The organism is Paenibacillus sp. OAS669, from assembly GCF_014873645.1.
Classification (GTDB): Bacteria; Bacillota; Bacilli; order Paenibacillales; family NBRC-103111; genus Paenibacillus_S; species Paenibacillus_S vulneris.
Genome location: NZ_JADBDR010000010.1, coordinates 156,904 through 172,898, shown reverse-complemented (window position 1 = coordinate 172,898; position 15,995 = coordinate 156,904). Strand labels below are relative to the sequence as shown.

General features: G+C 49.6%; 15 protein-coding genes. 4 read left to right on the top strand and 11 right to left on the bottom strand.

What is annotated here, in order from left to right; all coding sequences use genetic code 11:
* Positions 1 to 47 precede the first annotated feature (47 nt).
* Both GGC63_RS21865 and GGC63_RS21860 read right to left on the bottom strand, forming a co-directional pair.
* Positions 48 to 1,445: a stalk domain-containing protein gene (locus GGC63_RS21865; protein ID WP_192704111.1), complete on the bottom strand. Its 1,398-nt coding sequence runs from the start codon at positions 1,443 to 1,445 to the stop codon at positions 48 to 50.
* 106 nt (positions 1,446 to 1,551) lie between these two features.
* Positions 1,552 to 3,009, bottom strand: coding sequence for a PLP-dependent aminotransferase family protein (locus tag GGC63_RS21860; protein WP_192704110.1), 1,458 nt, complete (start codon positions 3,007 to 3,009; stop codon positions 1,552 to 1,554).
* A gap of 115 nt (positions 3,010 to 3,124) precedes the next feature.
* Between GGC63_RS21860 and GGC63_RS21855 the strand changes: the two genes are divergently transcribed.
* The gene (locus GGC63_RS21855) at positions 3,125 to 3,751 is read left to right on the top strand and encodes a pyridoxamine 5'-phosphate oxidase family protein (RefSeq protein ID WP_192704109.1); all 627 of its coding nucleotides are present in this window, start codon (positions 3,125 to 3,127) and stop codon (positions 3,749 to 3,751) included.
* Between the two features lie 140 nt (positions 3,752 to 3,891).
* On the opposite strand, the gene GGC63_RS21850 is transcribed toward GGC63_RS21855, so the two are convergent.
* The 4 genes from GGC63_RS21850 to GGC63_RS21835 form a co-directional block, all read right to left on the bottom strand.
* Positions 3,892 to 4,188, bottom strand: a complete 297-nt coding sequence (locus GGC63_RS21850; protein WP_079909877.1) for a DUF6509 family protein — start codon at positions 4,186 to 4,188, stop codon at positions 3,892 to 3,894.
* 131 nt (positions 4,189 to 4,319) lie between these two features.
* Positions 4,320 to 4,526, bottom strand: coding sequence for a hypothetical protein (locus tag GGC63_RS21845; RefSeq protein WP_192704108.1), 207 nt, complete (start codon positions 4,524 to 4,526; stop codon positions 4,320 to 4,322).
* 67 nt (positions 4,527 to 4,593) lie between these two features.
* Positions 4,594 to 5,145 (bottom strand): SLOG family protein, encoded by a 552-nt coding sequence (locus tag GGC63_RS21840; protein ID WP_079909875.1) that lies wholly within the window; start codon positions 5,143 to 5,145, stop codon positions 4,594 to 4,596.
* A complete protein-coding gene (locus GGC63_RS21835; protein ID WP_264082114.1) occupies positions 5,142 to 6,332 on the bottom strand; it encodes an MFS transporter in 1,191 nt (396 codons plus the stop codon). Before GGC63_RS21835 ends, GGC63_RS21840 begins: the two co-directional genes overlap by 4 nt.
* A 230-nt stretch (positions 6,333 to 6,562) precedes the next feature.
* On the opposite strand from GGC63_RS21835, the gene GGC63_RS21830 reads away from it, so the two are divergent.
* Positions 6,563 to 6,775, top strand: coding sequence for a YrzA family protein (locus GGC63_RS21830; RefSeq protein WP_192704106.1), 213 nt, complete (start codon positions 6,563 to 6,565; stop codon positions 6,773 to 6,775).
* A 59-nt stretch (positions 6,776 to 6,834) separates the two neighbouring features.
* Here the strand turns inward: GGC63_RS21830 and GGC63_RS21825 are convergent, their stop codons facing one another.
* Entirely contained in the window at positions 6,835 to 7,422 is a 588-nt protein-coding gene (locus GGC63_RS21825) for a DUF3238 domain-containing protein (protein ID WP_192704105.1), read from the bottom strand.
* 285 nt (positions 7,423 to 7,707) lie between these two features.
* Positions 7,708 to 8,541: a 5-dehydro-4-deoxy-D-glucuronate isomerase gene (gene kduI, locus GGC63_RS21820; RefSeq protein WP_179135954.1), complete on the bottom strand. Its 834-nt coding sequence runs from the start codon at positions 8,539 to 8,541 to the stop codon at positions 7,708 to 7,710.
* A 354-nt stretch (positions 8,542 to 8,895) separates the two neighbouring features.
* Here kduI and GGC63_RS21815 point away from each other — a divergent pair, with 354 nt between their 5' ends.
* Positions 8,896 to 10,203 carry an aminotransferase class I/II-fold pyridoxal phosphate-dependent enzyme gene (locus tag GGC63_RS21815; RefSeq protein WP_192704104.1) on the top strand — a complete coding sequence of 436 codons (1,308 nt, stop codon included), beginning with the start codon at positions 8,896 to 8,898 and terminating at the stop codon, positions 10,201 to 10,203.
* Positions 10,204 to 10,359: 156 nt separating this feature from the next.
* Here GGC63_RS21815 and GGC63_RS21810 read toward each other — a convergent pair whose 3' ends face one another.
* From GGC63_RS21810 to GGC63_RS21800, 3 genes are all read right to left on the bottom strand, one after another.
* Complete coding sequence (locus GGC63_RS21810) at positions 10,360 to 10,812, bottom strand: VOC family protein (RefSeq protein ID WP_192704103.1); 453 nt, start codon at positions 10,810 to 10,812, stop codon at positions 10,360 to 10,362.
* A 135-nt stretch (positions 10,813 to 10,947) separates the two neighbouring features.
* A complete protein-coding gene (gene ilvA, locus GGC63_RS21805; protein ID WP_079909868.1) occupies positions 10,948 to 12,201 on the bottom strand; it encodes a threonine ammonia-lyase IlvA in 1,254 nt (417 codons plus the stop codon).
* A 165-nt stretch (positions 12,202 to 12,366) separates the two neighbouring features.
* Positions 12,367 to 14,094, bottom strand: a complete 1,728-nt coding sequence (locus tag GGC63_RS21800; protein WP_192704102.1) for an S-layer homology domain-containing protein — start codon at positions 14,092 to 14,094, stop codon at positions 12,367 to 12,369.
* 281 nt (positions 14,095 to 14,375) lie between these two features.
* Here GGC63_RS21800 and GGC63_RS21795 point away from each other — a divergent pair, with 281 nt between their 5' ends.
* Entirely contained in the window at positions 14,376 to 15,989 is a 1,614-nt protein-coding gene (locus GGC63_RS21795) for an FAD-dependent oxidoreductase (protein WP_192704101.1), read from the top strand.
* The last annotated feature ends 6 nt before the right edge of the window (positions 15,990 to 15,995 follow it).

The following is a 15,995-nucleotide window of genomic DNA, read 5'->3' as shown; positions in this document are numbered from 1 at the left end:
GTCTTGTAAATTCAGTTCTTATCCCATGATTGTACCGGTTGGGTTAGTCAAGTTGCAAACATGACAACCTGATAATTGACTGACGCCGGGTTCCCTTGTCTGTCCTTTAATCCGGATATTTGAACCTCGAAGCGGTCTCCATCCATATATTGGATGCCGTCATTCGGCTTAAAAATGATGCAGTAAGGAACGCCATAAGCGGTAGTATCGACATTAAAGTAAGTGCCGCCGTTCCGGCCTTCCTGATCCTCCTGATCCAACGTCCAGATGGTTTGATCGTTTAGACGCGTCAGCGTAACGGTTACATCCCCTAGATTCGGTTTCTTGAACAATTCCGGGTTCAAGGAAACCGACCAAGGATCACTTCCCTGGAAATAAGGTAACGGGAAGTAACCCTTTCCCGGCCAGGTGATGATATCGTATTCGAATGGGACCGGTCGGCTTTTATCAAACACCTGCATAGGGGAATAATACGTTCGATAATCGTGGAAACGTCTCCCTTCCGCCAGCCCGAAGCCGATTTTTTGCAGCGGCGGGTACAGAATCCACCGGCGATGTCCGACCGTCGCCCGATTTGAATCGTCATGGTCGCTCATGTAGGATGCAACCGTCCGGGTTAACAGGCTGCTCGGCTTAATGGCGCTGCTGGCGGCATAAATACTGTAAATATTGCTCGTGCTCGTGGATAAGTACCCTTTTTTATAAAAGTTTTCATCCATGCCCGCCGTCTTGCCGGGGGTATGGGACAGCTTGCCGTAGTCGGCCAGAAGCACCGCTCCGTACTGAGCCTGCTCGTTGAGGGACGAATCCTGCACCAGATCATCGGGCAGGCCTGCCAAATAACGCATCAGATTGACGGCTTTCACCCCGTCTTCCACATAATCCGTGTTCAGCTTGCCTGGTTTATGGGGAGCCGTGATATGAGGCTTCTCCTCGAAAACAGCTCCGGAAAAGACCGGCGCAGACGCCCGGATCCGCGCATCGATCTGCCGCTTCGTTCTTCCGTTCAGCGGATCGTCGTTTTCAACAGAAATCGTCCTGGTCTCCTCGTTCCAATGCACATACATCCCTAGCGCGTTACAGACGAAGCGGAGGGGAACCAATGGCTCTCCGTCTTGCAGCTGCACCGGAACATTCATCTCCGAAGCCCGCCCGGATACCCTTGCTTGCCGGGAGCCGATGTCGAGCTCTATCCTGGTCCCGTTCTTCATGCCGATAACGGTTTGTTTGCCGGCCGCCCACGAGAAGCTGGCACCAAATGACGGAAGCAGCTCCTTCCCTGGAATCATGGCATGGCCGTCAACAAGGATCGGCGTACTTTCGAACAACGCGGGTGCTCCATTGATTGTGACATGAATCCCGGTTTCCTCCGCATACGCAGCAGCAGACAGGACCGGCCCTGCCGCTGTCAACGCTAACAAGAAGCCAATTGCCCATCGTTTCAAGCGCCTCATCTCCCCGACCTTTTGAAAACGGTTTATCTTAGACGTTACTTCGACAGGGCCTCATATATTTCCTTCCATGGAAAAATCATCAATCCCCTTCCTGTCTTTATATCTCCGCGGCCAGCTCCTTCATGGTCCGGACCCCATATTCCATTGCTTCCTGCGGCAAATGAGGAAAGTGAAAACAAGCGCCATATTTAAGCTTCGCCGCTTTACCGGTAACAATCTCCGACCAGCGGACGCCCGCTGAAGCGCAGCGGTCACGAAATGACTCATATTGGCCCACAGATCCTCGCCACCAGCCAAAAATATGCAGCCCGGCATCGCTCTCCACCCAATCGAACGGTTCGGACAAATGCGTTTGAAGCTGCTTGAGCAGAAACTCAAACTTGCGGCTGTACACCCGCTTCATCCTGCGCAGATGCTTCTCATACTGACCGCTCTGCATGAAGCCTGCGAGCGCCTTTTGCTCCAGCAAGCCGGCAGGCAGCGGCTCATACAGCGATTTGGCCTTCACGAAGGGGAGGACCAGCGGCAACGGGAGGACGGCATAGCCGATTCGAATGGTTGGCAGCATCGTTTTGGTAAAGCTGCCTATATAGATAACCCGTTCTTGACGGTCCAATACCTTTAACGGCTCTAACGCCTTCCCCCGATGACGGAACTCGCTGTCATAGTCATCTTCTACAATAATGGCGTCCTTCTCCTGTGCCCACTGAAGAAGCTGCTGCCTTCTTTCCATGCTTAGTACGGCGCCGGTAGGATACTGCCTGCTTGGCGTCACGAACAGCAGCCTGGCATTCCAGTCGTCCGGGACAATCCCGTGCCTGTCCACTTCTACAGCAACGCCTATACCGTTCACCGCGTGAACAGCTCTTGGAATTCCCCTGAATCCAGGGCTTTCCATGACGACCTTATCTCCCGACTGTACGAGCATCTGGACCGCAAGCGCAATAGCTTGCATGGAGCCGTTCACAATGACAATCTGCTCCTTAACAGCTGCAATGCCTCGGGCTCTGCGCAAGTATTGGGCGATACACTCTCTTAATGCATCGTCCCCCTGCGCCGGAGCAAGCTCCATTGGACCGTCTCCCTTGGTCAATTCTCTGGAAGCGGCATACAAACAACGGCTCCATTCTTCCTTCGGAAACGCATCATATTCCGGGTGGAGCGTATCAAAATCTGCCTTCATTACGGCTGCCGACGGCGCCGGTGTGTACAGAGCTGCAGGTCCGGACTGCTCCAGCAGCCGACGACCCCATTCGGAGAGCCTGTATTCTTTTTTTGCCGTATCCGGTTCCTTGGGGCCCTCCCCCCGATAGGAGATAAAGGTACCTCGTCCGACTTCGCTTACTACATAACCGACGGAAGCAAGCATATCGTACACTTGATTAACCGTTCCGCGGGACATCCCGTACAAGCCGGCCATCTCCCTGCTGGAGGGCAGTCTGGTCCCATAAGGCAGTATCCCTTCTACAATCGTATCCCGCAACGCATGATACAACGCCTGCATTTTGGTCGAATATTTCAGCGCATAACCGTGATAAGGAATTTGAAAATGCATGGCTATCGATCCTCTCCACTCGCATTGGTACATTAAAAATAATGTAAATTGGTGCTTTCCGATTGTCAATCCAAAATCGTAATCTAGATGTCAATAGAGCAATGGAGGTTGAACCATGAGAAGAAAAGAATTTGAAATGATGGATAAGAAGGAGACGGAGTTATTTTTACAGGAGATGAGCTTCGGGGTTCTGGGCACCATCGGAGAGGACGGATGGCCTGAGCTGACGCCTCTTAATTTCGTGTATTACGAGGATCGCATTTATTTTCACGGCAGCAAAATCGGGCAAAAAATGAAAAATCTAAAGCGCGAAGCCCGGGTAACCTTCGCCGTTGCCAAGGAGTATGCCATTATCCCTTCCTACTTTCTAGATCCGAGGCTGGCTTGTCCCGCTACCGCTTATTTTAAATCGGTTCTGATCAAGGGTACGGCCGAAATGGTCGAGGATGCCGAGGAAAAGGCCGGAGCGCTTCAAGCTTTCATGCGCAAGCTTCAGCCGGAGGGAGGGTATGAGCCTATCGATCCGTCAGATTCCGACTATGCTTCTCAGCTGAAAGCAACAGGCGTCGTGCGCATCCAGGTGAGCGAGATGAGCTCGAAATATAAATTAGGGCAAAATTTGACGGAGCCCCGTTTTACTAAAGTGACTGACGGGCTGCAGCAGCGCGGGGGCACATGGGACGCCGAAACCTTAGCCTTGATGAACGCCTATTGTCCGCATCACAAAAATAAGCAGGAATAAGCCCTGGCGGATTCGGCTAATCTCATGACACCTGCTGAAATTGTAGGATCTGATGTTTAGGCGGAACCGACTATCCTATATCGAAAAAAAGAGCTGCCGGTTCAATTTCCGGCTTGCTCTTTTCATTTTGGCGTATGCAGTTAGGCTTCTTCAGCCTCATGGTAATGCTCTTGGCAAAATGCCTCTACCAAAGCGATTTCTTCATCTTCCATATCAAATTCGAGGTACCGCTCCGTCCCTCTCTCGAAAATCTCATATTTCACGATTCGCGATCCGGCTTCCTCCACGCTGTAGATAGCTCTGACATACAAGCCTTGGTCGGAGTACAGCTCGTCCTCCTCATCGACCTCGATATCCAGGACAAATTCATATCGTTTGCCTGGTAAAATGCCGAACGGGTCCTTTACAAATTCCACGCTGTAATCGGTGATGTTCATAGTTATAGGGTTCATCCTTTCCTTACTGCCTTCAAACCCTATTATACATAGAAAAGAAGCAAAATTAAAAACCTGTTCATCGCTGAACAGGTCGAATGTGTGTTCTTGGAGAAGGGATTTGGAGCAATACGCTATTCGGAAACCTCTGAACCTGACTCTTCTGACCCGTCGGATGAATCTTCTGCTTCTTCGCCGGCTTCTGCCTCTTCAGCTGCTTCCTCCTCAACCTCTTCCTCTACTGCCTCTTCCTCGGCTTCTTCTGAAGCGCTTACAACCACTTCCACTTCCGCTGCAGCCTCTTCAACCAGCAATTCATCCCTTTGAAATTCTTCTCCCATATGAATCCCTCCAATGTGCACTTAGTTTCCCTAAGTGTGATACTATCTTATGAGGGGGAAGAAGGTTTTAGTATTGCTCCATCTGTTCCTCCTCAATAATATTTTGCAGGTCATTGGCGGTGATGCTGATGATGCGGTAAGCCTGTCTATTCGCCAGTGCAGCGGCTTGTTCTTTCATGAACTTTGGGGACCCTTCCTTCTCCTCATCGTAAACGAGAAGGATACCGTCTGAATTACGCAGCAAAAATTTGTTTTTCTCTTTAAACTGCCATGGACCCTCATACTTCATCTTCGTCACGCTGTTCACGTAATTGGCTCTCTGGAGCACGCTTGCGTACAAGCTCTTCTTCTCGTCGCTCCAATTCTCCTCCTGCTCGAGAAACGGTGTGATGACAGCCAACTGCAGCTGTTCATGGGTTTCCTGAAGCTCTAACACCGCCTCGGCGGCCCACAGCTCCACACCCCATTGACCGCTGACAATAACCCATTCCAGCCCTTCATCCATCAGGGCGGTAAGCTGCTTTTTGATCGCTTTCTTAATAATGGGAATTCCCGGATGCTTCAGTGAGTAAATGCCCAGCTCAGCCGCCTTATATCCTGTTACCAATATCCGATTCACTGATTCAGCACTCCTTTGTCTCCCGATGCGGCTGCCTCCGCTCTCTTCTCTTTGACGCTAATCCATAGGATAAAAGCGCTGCAGGCCAGCGCTATCCAGGCATTAAACATAAACACATGGCGCATTCCATAAGCCTCGCTTGCGAAACCGCCGAAAAAGCTGCCGATAATTCTTGCCACTCCGAGACTGAGCAAGCCGTTTAGCGTCTGTCCGCTCGCTTTCAGCTCCTTCGGTACTTCCCGGTTAATATACATCGCCATCGTAACCGTCAGGACGATAAAAATCAGTCCATGAAGCGCCTGAGCCGGAAGAACCCAATACGGATTTTCCGTAAACGAGAAGCTGAGCCAGCGCAGCGCAGTAGCCAGGCTCGAAATCAATAAAATATGAATAAGCCGGACGCGCTGCATCAAGCGGTTGGCGAACAGGAGAAACGGGATTTCGCTGAGCGAGGAAATAACCATAGACCAGCCGATCATCGCATTATCGGCCCCAAGCTCACGGAAATAGATGGGAAAGAACGAATAATAATACCCCAATGTTATTTGCAGTACAAGATTAATGGCCAGGTACGTCATTAATTTGCGGTTTTTGAACAGAACCCAGATCTGCATTTTGTTGCCCGCCGACTGATACCCCGATATTTTGGGAAAGCGCGTTAACAGCAAGAGAGAGGCCAGCATCACCCCAGCAAAGACGGGAAACAGGTAATCGATATGAATTTTGGCCAAATAGCCGAACACGATGGACATCATGGCAAAGCCAAACGTTCCACCCAACCGGATGCCTCCGAAGGACCAGCGCTTTTGTTTGTCCAGCTCCTCCAAGGTAATGGCATCGCTGATCGCGAAGATAGAGGTTTGGAAAAAAGTAAACAGACATACCATAATCAACAAATAGTAGAACGCCGAAGATAGCGGAAACAGCAGGACCATAACTCCGCTGCCGATAAGAAGACAAGCCAGCACAGAGTTCTTGGTTTTTGCCCGGTCCCCTACCATCCCCCATAAAGGCTGGGCAAGCACGGCCACTAGCGGCCCCAAGCTCAGCAAAGTGCCTATTTGTGCAGGAGTGGCTCCTACCGATTGGAAGTAGACCGGGATATAGGTCCCGTATACTGCATTTCCCATATAGACAATCGTGTAAAATAACAGAAAGTAGATCATGAGAGGGTTCTCTCTTTTCATATAGAATAAGGCGTACGAGACCTATTATCTCACCCGTTCCATGGATTGACAACGTGTTTTTCGTGAGGCAAAGCACAGGCGTCCTTCCTCCGGAGGAAGACCTATCTTCCGGGCGAGTCATCGTTCCCTCATTCGAGTACTGCTCAGAGAAAGCATTACCGCACAAGTCTTGTCCCTAATCTTATATCTGGTACAATAGATGGTAAAAACCGTAGTAGGAGAGGAAAGTCATGGAGTTCCGTCTGGATCGGATTGAAAACAAAGTGGAGTTTTTCGAAGCTTACGATATGAAGTCGCTGGAGCGAAAAATTTCGGAGCAAATCGAGAATAACAAGGCGCTGCTGCTGGATGTTTACGCTATCGATCATCATGTGGTATTTGACCCTAATCTCGGGAAAATGCTGTACAGCGCAGTCGTTCATTTCAAGGCGAAATCGTTTTAAGCAGGCGCATTCAAAGCCCCTCTGCTCCCATTGGCACGGGTTCAGAGGGGCGGTTTCATTTATACGGTCTTCTCGAAATGATATTCCATATCCCCGGCCATTGCCTGAGGCGTATCTCCGGTGTCCAGAAAATGATGCGAGTGAATAAGCTGATGCTCGCCAAAGTCAACCTGTTTATAAAATTCATAGCATGGAAAGCCGTCATGAGAACCACGGATATGTGCAATGCCGTCTTTATGCACGGTGACCTCTAAACGATAATCTACAGTCGGGGCGTCAAGCCTTAACGGATTGCTGACGCTGGCTCTCATCACGAAGGAAACCTCATGCTCTCCCCAGACTTCATTCGATACGGTGATCCCGTCCACAGCCGCCCTGCCTTCCTTAAACTGCACCTTACCGTCCGTGTCGGTTACCCGCAAGATCGTTAAGCCGGTGTTGGCGTGAACGACGAGCCTTTGCTTTGCAAAATCGACGCTTACCTCCTGCTCAACGCGAGAACGTCCTGTGTTTACCGCATGGGGAGTGAAGCCACGGATGTCCGCTCCATACTCCAGCTTGTTTCCTGTCTCCGGATCGAGAATTGCCGGCAGCCAGCTCATTCCCCCGATAAACACGCTGGCCCTGATTTTGACGATACTTGCCATGCTCATCAACCCCTCATTCTTTGTAAGGGAAATCGGCTTATGCACTCACCGTGAGCCTATGATATACGACTTCTCTTGCTGCAGATTCACGATTCTTCTGATGTCTACGGACCGTTTCCTCCCATTTTCTATCCCTTGCTCACAAGCCCATTATCTCATCAGCCCCGATCCGTTGACAATGAGAAAAATCCGGCCGCCCTGTAACAAATAAAAAAAGACTGCCCGCAGGACAAATGAATGTCGAGCGGAACAGTCTTTTCAACGCACCTTGATGCGCTTGTCAGATTAACGAAGATCCTTAGGATCTACTTTGTCCATGTCGTGGAACACTTGGTTCTCACCGGCCATAGCCCAGATGAAGGTGTAGTTGTTGGTACCAACACCGGAATGAATGGACCAGCTTGGGGAGATAACCGCTTGCTCGTTGCGAACAACCAGGTGACGGGTTTCGCTAGGCTCGCCCATGAAATGGAACACCAGGCCGTCTTCCGGCATATCAAAGTAGAAGTATACTTCAGAACGACGGTTGTGCGTATGGCAAGGCATTGTATTCCACATGTTGCCCGGCTTCAGCAAAGTCATACCCATAACCAATTGGCAGCTTTGAACGCCGTTCAAGTGGATGTATCTATGAATAACGCGCTCGTTAGACGAGTTGATGGAACCCAGGTGCTCGGTTTCAGCCTCTTCCAGACCTACTTTTACAGTCGGATACTGCTTGTGAGCTGGCGTGGAGTTGAAGTAGAAGCGTGCAGGGTTCGAAGCGTCAGCGCTCTTGAACGTTACTTCTTTATTGCCAAGACCTACATACAGGCAGTCTCTAGTATTCAATTCATATTCTGTACCTTCAACGATAACGGAGCCTTTAGGTCCAACGTTGATGATCCCGATTTCACGACGCTCCAGAAAGAAGTCAGCACCCATCTCATGCTTGTCCGCTTCGAGTTTGATCGGCTCGGAAGTTGGGATAACGCCGCCTGTAATAAAACGGTCAACGTGGCTGTATACCATAGTCAATTTGCCTGGAACAAACAGCCCTTCGATCAAATATTCGTTTCTTAGCTTGTCCGTATCGTACGATTTCGTTTCCGTCGGATTTGTCGCGTAGCGGATTTCCATAACAATAATTGCCTCCTCAGTAATAATTGGCAGCGATGTTGATGGTCCAATTAACCATAAAACGTTTCAATTCGCAAAAAAAGACGAATCACGTTCATCCGCGCCCCTGTATATGGTAACATAAATCCGGGTACATCGCTACCAATACGGAGGAACTTCAAACATTGTCAACAATTGTCCTCCCATTTTTTATCGTTTTTGGAACAAATCACGTACATCGTTCGAAGGGCGGCAGAAAAAGGTTCGGTATTTTCCGAAAGAAGCCGTGACTCCCTCGGTCGAAAATGGTATAATATTGCCTAATGTTATGCCTATTAATTTATGTAAGTTAGATGAATGGAAGGATGGAGCGAGATGAACCCTCTTGCGCAACAGCTCAACGATACGATTGCCAAAGAAAACCCTTATGTGTATGAAATGCTGTCCGATCTGGGCAAGCAAATCTATTTTCCTAAGGTTGGCATCCTAAGCCAATCCGCAGAAGCAAAGCAAAAAGCAAAGAAATTCAATGCCACCATCGGTACTGCATTAGAGAATGGCAAGCCTATGCATCTGAAGGTGATTCAAGATACATTATCCGCCTACGATCCCAAAGATATTTACGAATACGCTCCTCCTGCCGGTAAGCCTGAGCTGCGTGCCGCTTGGCGTGCCAAAATGATCGAGGAAAACCCTTCGCTGGAGGGCAAAAACCTGGGGAACCCGATTGCGACGAACGCGTTGACTCACGGTCTTAGTATCGTGGCCGACCTGTATGCAGGTCCTGGCGATGTCGTCATCATTCCTGATAAAAACTGGGAAAACTACGAGCTGACCTTCGGTATTCGCCGCGGTACGGAAATGGTATATTACCCGCTCTATAACAGCGAGCGCAAATTTAATGCCGAAGGACTTCGCGAAGCTCTGCTCGCTCAAAAAAGCAAGGGTAAAGCGATTGTCGTCCTGAACTTCCCTAACAATCCTACAGGCTATACGCCTGGCCTTGAAGAAGGCAAGCAGATCGTTGCGGCGATCAAGGATGCTGCGGAAGCAGGAATCAATGTCGTAGCGGTAACCGATGACGCTTACTTCGGCTTGTTCTTCGAGGATTCGATGGTTGAGTCTCTGGCAGGCCAGTTGACCGATCTGCATCCTCGCGTGCTGTCTATCAAAATTGACGGAGCGACCAAGGAAGAGTATGTATGGGGCTTCCGTGTCGGCTTCATCACTTACGCCGGTCAAAGCGACGCTATGCTCGCTGCCTTGGAGCAAAAAACGATGGGAATTATCCGCGCGACCATTTCCAGCGGACCTCATCCGTCGCAAACCTTTGTCCTGCGCGCGCTGAACTCCCCGGATTTCAAAGCGCAAAAGCATGAGAAATCCCTCATCATGAAGGGCCGCGCCAACAAAGTAAAAAGCATTCTGGACAGCGGCAAATTCGATGGAGTCTGGGAATACTACCCATTCAACTCCGGTTACTTCATGTGCTTGAAGCTGAAAACCGTTGATGCCGAAACGCTCCGCACCCACCTGCTCGATAAGTATGGTGTCGGCACAATTGCCCTGGGCGAAACGGATCTGCGTGTTGCCTTTTCCTGCATTGAGGAAGAGAATCTTGGAGAATTGTTCGAGACTATCTACCAAGGTGTTCAGGACTTGCAGCAAGTGGGGGCAAAATAATAGATTGATATGCAAAACCCTGGCTGTCCGTCGGACGGCTAGGGTTTTATTTGATATAAAAGCAGCTACAGCTTAATAGGAGCATAGATGTCAAAATCAAAAAAATCGATCGCATCGGCTGCAATGTGAAACGGGTTCACAGGCTTCAACCGTCACTTATTTATTACCGAGTTGTTCCGCTAAACCAATTAGAATTCCTTCACTTCCACGAATGTAGCAGAGCTTATACGAGTCCTCGTACTGAACCACTTCGCCAACGAGCTGAGCCCCATGCTTAGTGAGTCTGGATACCATTTCGTCAATGTCTTCAACGGTGAACATGACGCGCAGATAACCGAGGGCATTTACAGGAGCAGTTCGGTGATCTGATATAACAGGTGGCGTGAGAAACCGCGAAAGTTCAATCCGGCTGTGGCCATCTGGGGTAACCATCATAGCAATCTCTACACACTGTGAACCCAGCCCGGTTACGCGGCCAGCCCATTCACCTTCGACAGTAGCTCGCCCTTCGAGCTTCAAGCCAATCTCCTCGAAGAAAGAAATGGCGTCATCAAGGGATTCTACAACGATGCCAACATTGTCCATTCTTAGTAATTTGTTTTTTTCCATAGCTTTATCTCCTTATGTGTACAAATTGATTACCTGATTATCAACTAGCAATACCAAATTTTAACATAACCTTAGATAAAAAAGAAAAACGCAGCTCTTGAGCTGCGTCCAGGTTGTTGAATAACCTTCTCCATATCAAATCAACAGATTAAACAAATGGGGATTTTTGTTAAGCTCGACGAACTTGAAGCCTTTAAGCCGCATCCGTTCGACCAGAGGCTCATAGTCCTCCTTATGCTTAAGCTCGAGACCGACCAGCGCAGGCCCGTTCTCCTTGCTCGTCTTCTTCGTATACTCGAATCGCGTAATATCGTCGTTCGGCCCGAGCACTTCATCCAGGAACTCACGCAAAGCACCGGCACGTTGAGGGAACTCCACGGTAAAATAATGCTTAAGCCCTTCATAGATCATCGACCGTTCTTTGATTTCCTGCATCCGGTCTATATCGTTGTTGCCTCCGCTGATGATACAAACGACATTTTTACCGGCGATCTGCTCCCGGTAAAAATCCAGCGCCGTAATGGTAAGCGCTCCAGCCGGTTCGGCTACGATGGCATTCTCGTTGTACAGCTCCAATATGGTTGTGCATACCTTGCCTTCCGGCACGACGATAATGTCATCACAAACCTTTTGGCAAATATCATACGTCAATTCTCCGACACGGCGCACGGCTGTCCCGTCCACGAATTTGTCGATGTCCGTCAGCGTCACAATCTCGCCTTGATCGATCGATTGACGCATGGATGGCGCTCCCGTCGCCTCGACACCGATAAATCGGGTCGAAGGACTGATGCTTTTAATATACGTTCCTACACCGGCCGCCAAGCCGCCACCGCCAATTCCCGCAAAGACGAAATCGACGGGCTCCCGCATATCGTTCATCAGCTCAAGACCTACGGTGCCTTGCCCGGCAATGATTTTTTGGTGATCAAACGGATGAATGAACTGCATGCCTTCCCTTTCGCAATAATTCACCGCTTCATTCAAGGAATCGTCGAACGTATCGCCGATCAGAATCACCTCAATGAAAGGGCCGCCAAACAGCTTCACTTGAGAAATTTTTTGCCGGGGTGTCGTTGTAGGCATGAAAATCTTGCCTTGAATTTGCATCGCTTTGCACGAGAAGGCGACACCTTGGGCATGGTTGCCCGCGCTAGCGCATACGACGCCCTTGGCCAGCTTGTCCTCCGGCAGGCTGCGTATTAAGTTATAAGCGCCGCGGATTTTGAACGAGCGGACCACCTGCAGATCCTCCCGCTTCAGAAACACGTTGCAATTATATTTTTCCGATAAAATAAAGTTTTTTTGCAGCGGGGTATGATGGACGACGTCCTTCAGCACGTGACTGGCCACGATGATATCTTCTAGCTTGACAGTTTGATTATCCATAAGCTCCTCCGGTTGACTTCATTAATTTTTCTATTATACACCTATGGCGTCACGTGTCCATAGATTTGCCAAAAAAAGAACAGCCCTCCTGCGAACTCTCCGGTTCACGGGAAGACTGCTCCTTTTGTAATCTAACCTTTCCACTATCTATATCGATATAAGGGATTAGCGGATGACAATCGTATGAACGAGCTGGTCTTTACCTCTCAGCTCAACCAAACGGTTCGTGGTCAGCTGGGACAGGTCCCCTTGAATAGTCAAATTGGAGGACGTGTTGTACACCGCTGTTTGTACCGTACCATTGCTCAAGGTTTGGTTGATAGAGATAGTAGCAATCGATCCGGCAGAATTTAGCGTGTAGGAGTTCAGGTTGCCGACAACCGTGAAATCGATTTGCTCGTCAGCCAATTTGGTCACTTCAACGAAAATAACTTGACCGTTATACGTGCGAACGTTGACTTGATCTCCCACTCTCAGCTCGGAAGCCGATACGGTGCGGCCGTTACGAATGATCGTCGCGTTGGAAGCGAAGGATACGTTGTAGGTTTGGTTATCTTTGGTCAATGTCAGCGTGTTGTTGCTAACAGCTGTATTAACCGTAGCTGCGAATGTCGTGTTGTCAGGCAGCTGGCTTTCGGCAAGCTTGGTTACTTCGACGAAAATGATTTTGCCGTTATACGTACGGATATTGACTTGATCTCCCGATCTCAGGTCAGAAGCCGATACCGTACGGCCGTTGCGAAGGATAGTCGCATTCGATGCGATCTCTGTGCTGTAAGATTGATTATCCTTAGTGTAGTAAAGCTTGTTATTGCTTACTGCAGCGTTCAAGGATGCGGAGAAGGTTGCGTTGTCCGGTGTAGTCGAGTTGCCGCCTGCGGCTTTGGTTACTTCTACGAAGATCGCTTTACCGCCATAGGTACGAACGATGACTTGATCTCCCGATCTCAGCTCGGAAGCCGCTACTTTAACGCCGTTTCTAAAGATGAAAGCATTCGAGTCAAGCTCCACGGTATAAGGCTGACCGTTATTGGTCAGAGTCAGCGTATTGTTGCTCACTGCTGCGCTCAGTGTACCTTTAATCGACGTGTTATCCGGAAGCTGGTTGCCTGTGCGATCGAGCAATGCAGCAAGCTCCGCACGTGTTACCGGACGGTCCGGACGGAACGTATTGTCCTCATAGCCATCAACCAGGCTCTTCTCAATAGCTTCTTCTACATAACCGACGGAGCCGGCAGGAATTTTATTGGCGTCCTTGAAGGTCAGCTTCGTATTCATTTTCGCTTTAGCTTCTTCCTGAAGCTTCAATGCTTTAATTAGAAGCGTCGTCGCCCAGAGACGGTCTGCTTCTTTTTCCGGTTGAACGGAATCATCGGATTCCTGGAACAAGTCATTTTGAAGCGCTACCGCAACATAACCGACAGCCCAAGGATATTTTTGCTTGATTTTATCTGCATCTTTAAAGTTAAGGTTCGAATTCATCGCTTCTGTCGATTCGGCTTGGTCACGCAGCCCCATCAAACGAACGGCAGCGGTGATAGCCTCGATGCGGGTGATCGTTTTGCGCGGCTGGAACGTCCCGTCCTCATAACCCTCGAATACTCTCTTGGAAGCCAGGCTGGCAATATAGCGGGCGGCCCACTCTACATCTGCGCCCTTCACATCGTCGAAGGACAGCTTGATCGTCATATTTTTCACGTTCAGGTTATTGATATAAACATCGCTGTTATTATTTTTGTTATTGACTTTGGTTTGAACCGCATCGCGGCCGCGGTCTTTATCATTGCCTTTTCCCTTGCCGTTGCCGTTGTCGGCAAATGCCGCGGTGGAACCGCCCAGCACCATGGCCATTGTCAAACCGGTAACCATAACCTTCTTGAAAGTATTGTTCATCATCATAGCTCCTTGTTCATAAATAGTGGGGGTATGCGGCGCCAAAATTGCTGCAGACAACCCTAGGCACCGGTGGATGTATAGTCATGATTTGTGAATCAGAACCTTCGCGAAGAATTCCTGTATTTACTACTACAATGTTTCGCCTGCCCGAAAATGTTTGTGGGGGTCTTTTGAACAGGCATGAGAAAAATGGTAGACTATTTTTATACTGTTTTTTTCGGTAAGGGAAATTCCTAAATCGAACAGGTAAGGAAAGGATTGGGGGAGAATACCACGTAATGAAATGGAATGGAAAAAAGTTATCCGTCAGCCTGTCCGTTTTGGCTCTGGTAGCAGCTGGAGCCGTCTACTCGGTGATGCACTTAGGAGGCGGCGGAGCACAGAATAACCCAGGCACGACAGAAGCATCGTCTAGCGGGACCAAGCCGCAGACCGTGACGCCGACACCAACGCCGGAGCCGCCGATCCCATCGGAAAAGGTCGATGTGGTTGTGTTGGGAAGCGAGCTTGAGGGATTGTATCTGGCAAGGGCGGCCGCCGATGAGGGGCTGAAGGTGAAGGTGCTGGACCCTCGCGAAGCGTTCGGTGGACAGGTTCTCCAGGGTGAGATGCTGTTCCTGGACGAAACGAGAGATGATCAATACCACTCGCTGGTTCAAGGCCGCGCCAAGGAGCTGTTCGACGGCTTCCGCAACGGCAAAATACGCAAGCTGCCGGAATTTACCCAGTATTTCGATAAGCTGAAGAAGGATATCCCTGTCGAGTCCGGCATCAAAATTCAAGAAGTGAAGCAAACCCCGGGCAAATTCGGAGCGCACGCGGTGGAATCCATCACCTATTCCGGAAAAGACGGAGCCAAGAAAAATATAAAGGCGGATTATTTCGTCGACAATACCGATTTTGCAGCATTGATCAGCAAGCTTGACGCCAAACGGATGCCGGGCCTGGAAGCCTTCTACGGTCAAAATAACATCGAGTATATGAGCTCAGGCATGATGATGAAGTTCAAAAATGTCGACTGGAACAAATTCAAAACAAGCTTCAACAATATGACTCCTGAGCAGCGGAGGGCCAAGTACGGCGGAGGTTCGGTCGATGACAGCTTTGCCATTGGACTCAGCGGCATGACAAGCGCCTATAAGCCGACCAATGATAGAGTGTTCCTGCGGGGACTGAACGCGGTGAACCAGCGCGATGGTGAAGTCATCATCAATGCGTTCCTGATCTATACCGTAGATCCGAGTGATGACAAATCGGTAGCCGAAGCCATAGAGCTCGGGAAGAAGGAAATCCCGCTGATTCTGAATCATTTCCGCAAAAATATTGTCGGGTGGGAAAACGCGGAGCTGAACGGCTTCCCGAATTACTTGTACATACGTGAATATAACCATTACGAATCCGATTATGTGTTAAAGCCGTCGGACATGCTTGGGGCTAAGATGTTCTGGGATAACGTCAGCATCGCCGGTTATCCTCTCGATCTGCAAGGAACGAGCGCCAACAAGTGGGGCATTGAGATGGGACGTCCCGACAAATACGGGATGCCGCTGCGCAGCTTCCTTTTGAAAAACTACGACAATGTCATTCTTGCCGGCAAGAACGTCGGTGCCTCCGCTATCGCTTACGGCAGTGCGCGAATTCAACCGAATACAAGCACCGCCGCCGAAACGATCGGCATTTTGATGGGACAGCTAAACGGCAAGAAGAAGCTGAGAGAGCTTACCGAAGCGGATATGCCGGCATTGGACAGCTACCTGGAAACCAAATACAAAATTAAGCTGACCGGCGTCAAAGGCAATAACAAAATTGCCGGATGGACCAATGATGAAATCGCAAAGCTCGATACAGGCGAGATCGTTTATGCTTCCTATGTGAATAAACGCAAGAAATAAGTGCTG

What these genes read in the sequence shown, in the direction of transcription:
- GGC63_RS21860 (WP_192704110.1), bottom strand. Translation starts at nt 3,009, where the DNA reads ATGCATTTTCAAATTCCTTATCACGGTTATGCGCTGAAATATTCGACC.
- GGC63_RS21855 (WP_192704109.1), top strand. Translation starts at nt 3,125, where the DNA reads ATGAGAAGAAAAGAATTTGAAATGATGGATAAGAAGGAGACGGAGTTA.
- GGC63_RS21850 (WP_079909877.1), bottom strand. Translation starts at nt 4,188, where the DNA reads ATGAACATCACCGATTACAGCGTGGAATTTGTAAAGGACCCGTTCGGC.
- GGC63_RS21845 (WP_192704108.1), bottom strand. Translation starts at nt 4,526, where the DNA reads ATGGGAGAAGAATTTCAAAGGGATGAATTGCTGGTTGAAGAGGCTGCA.
- GGC63_RS21835 (WP_264082114.1), bottom strand. Translation starts at nt 6,332, where the DNA reads ATGAAAAGAGAGAACCCTCTCATGATCTACTTTCTGTTATTTTACACG.
- GGC63_RS21830 (WP_192704106.1), top strand. Translation starts at nt 6,563, where the DNA reads ATGGAGTTCCGTCTGGATCGGATTGAAAACAAAGTGGAGTTTTTCGAA.
- GGC63_RS21825 (WP_192704105.1), bottom strand. Translation starts at nt 7,422, where the DNA reads ATGGCAAGTATCGTCAAAATCAGGGCCAGCGTGTTTATCGGGGGAATG.
- kduI (WP_179135954.1), bottom strand. Translation starts at nt 8,541, where the DNA reads ATGGAAATCCGCTACGCGACAAATCCGACGGAAACGAAATCGTACGAT.
- GGC63_RS21815 (WP_192704104.1), top strand. Translation starts at nt 8,896, where the DNA reads ATGAACCCTCTTGCGCAACAGCTCAACGATACGATTGCCAAAGAAAAC.
- GGC63_RS21810 (WP_192704103.1), bottom strand. Translation starts at nt 10,812, where the DNA reads ATGGAAAAAAACAAATTACTAAGAATGGACAATGTTGGCATCGTTGTA.
- ilvA (WP_079909868.1), bottom strand. Translation starts at nt 12,201, where the DNA reads ATGGATAATCAAACTGTCAAGCTAGAAGATATCATCGTGGCCAGTCAC.
- GGC63_RS21800 (WP_192704102.1), bottom strand. Translation starts at nt 14,094, where the DNA reads ATGAACAATACTTTCAAGAAGGTTATGGTTACCGGTTTGACAATGGCC.
- GGC63_RS21795 (WP_192704101.1), top strand. Translation starts at nt 14,376, where the DNA reads ATGAAATGGAATGGAAAAAAGTTATCCGTCAGCCTGTCCGTTTTGGCT.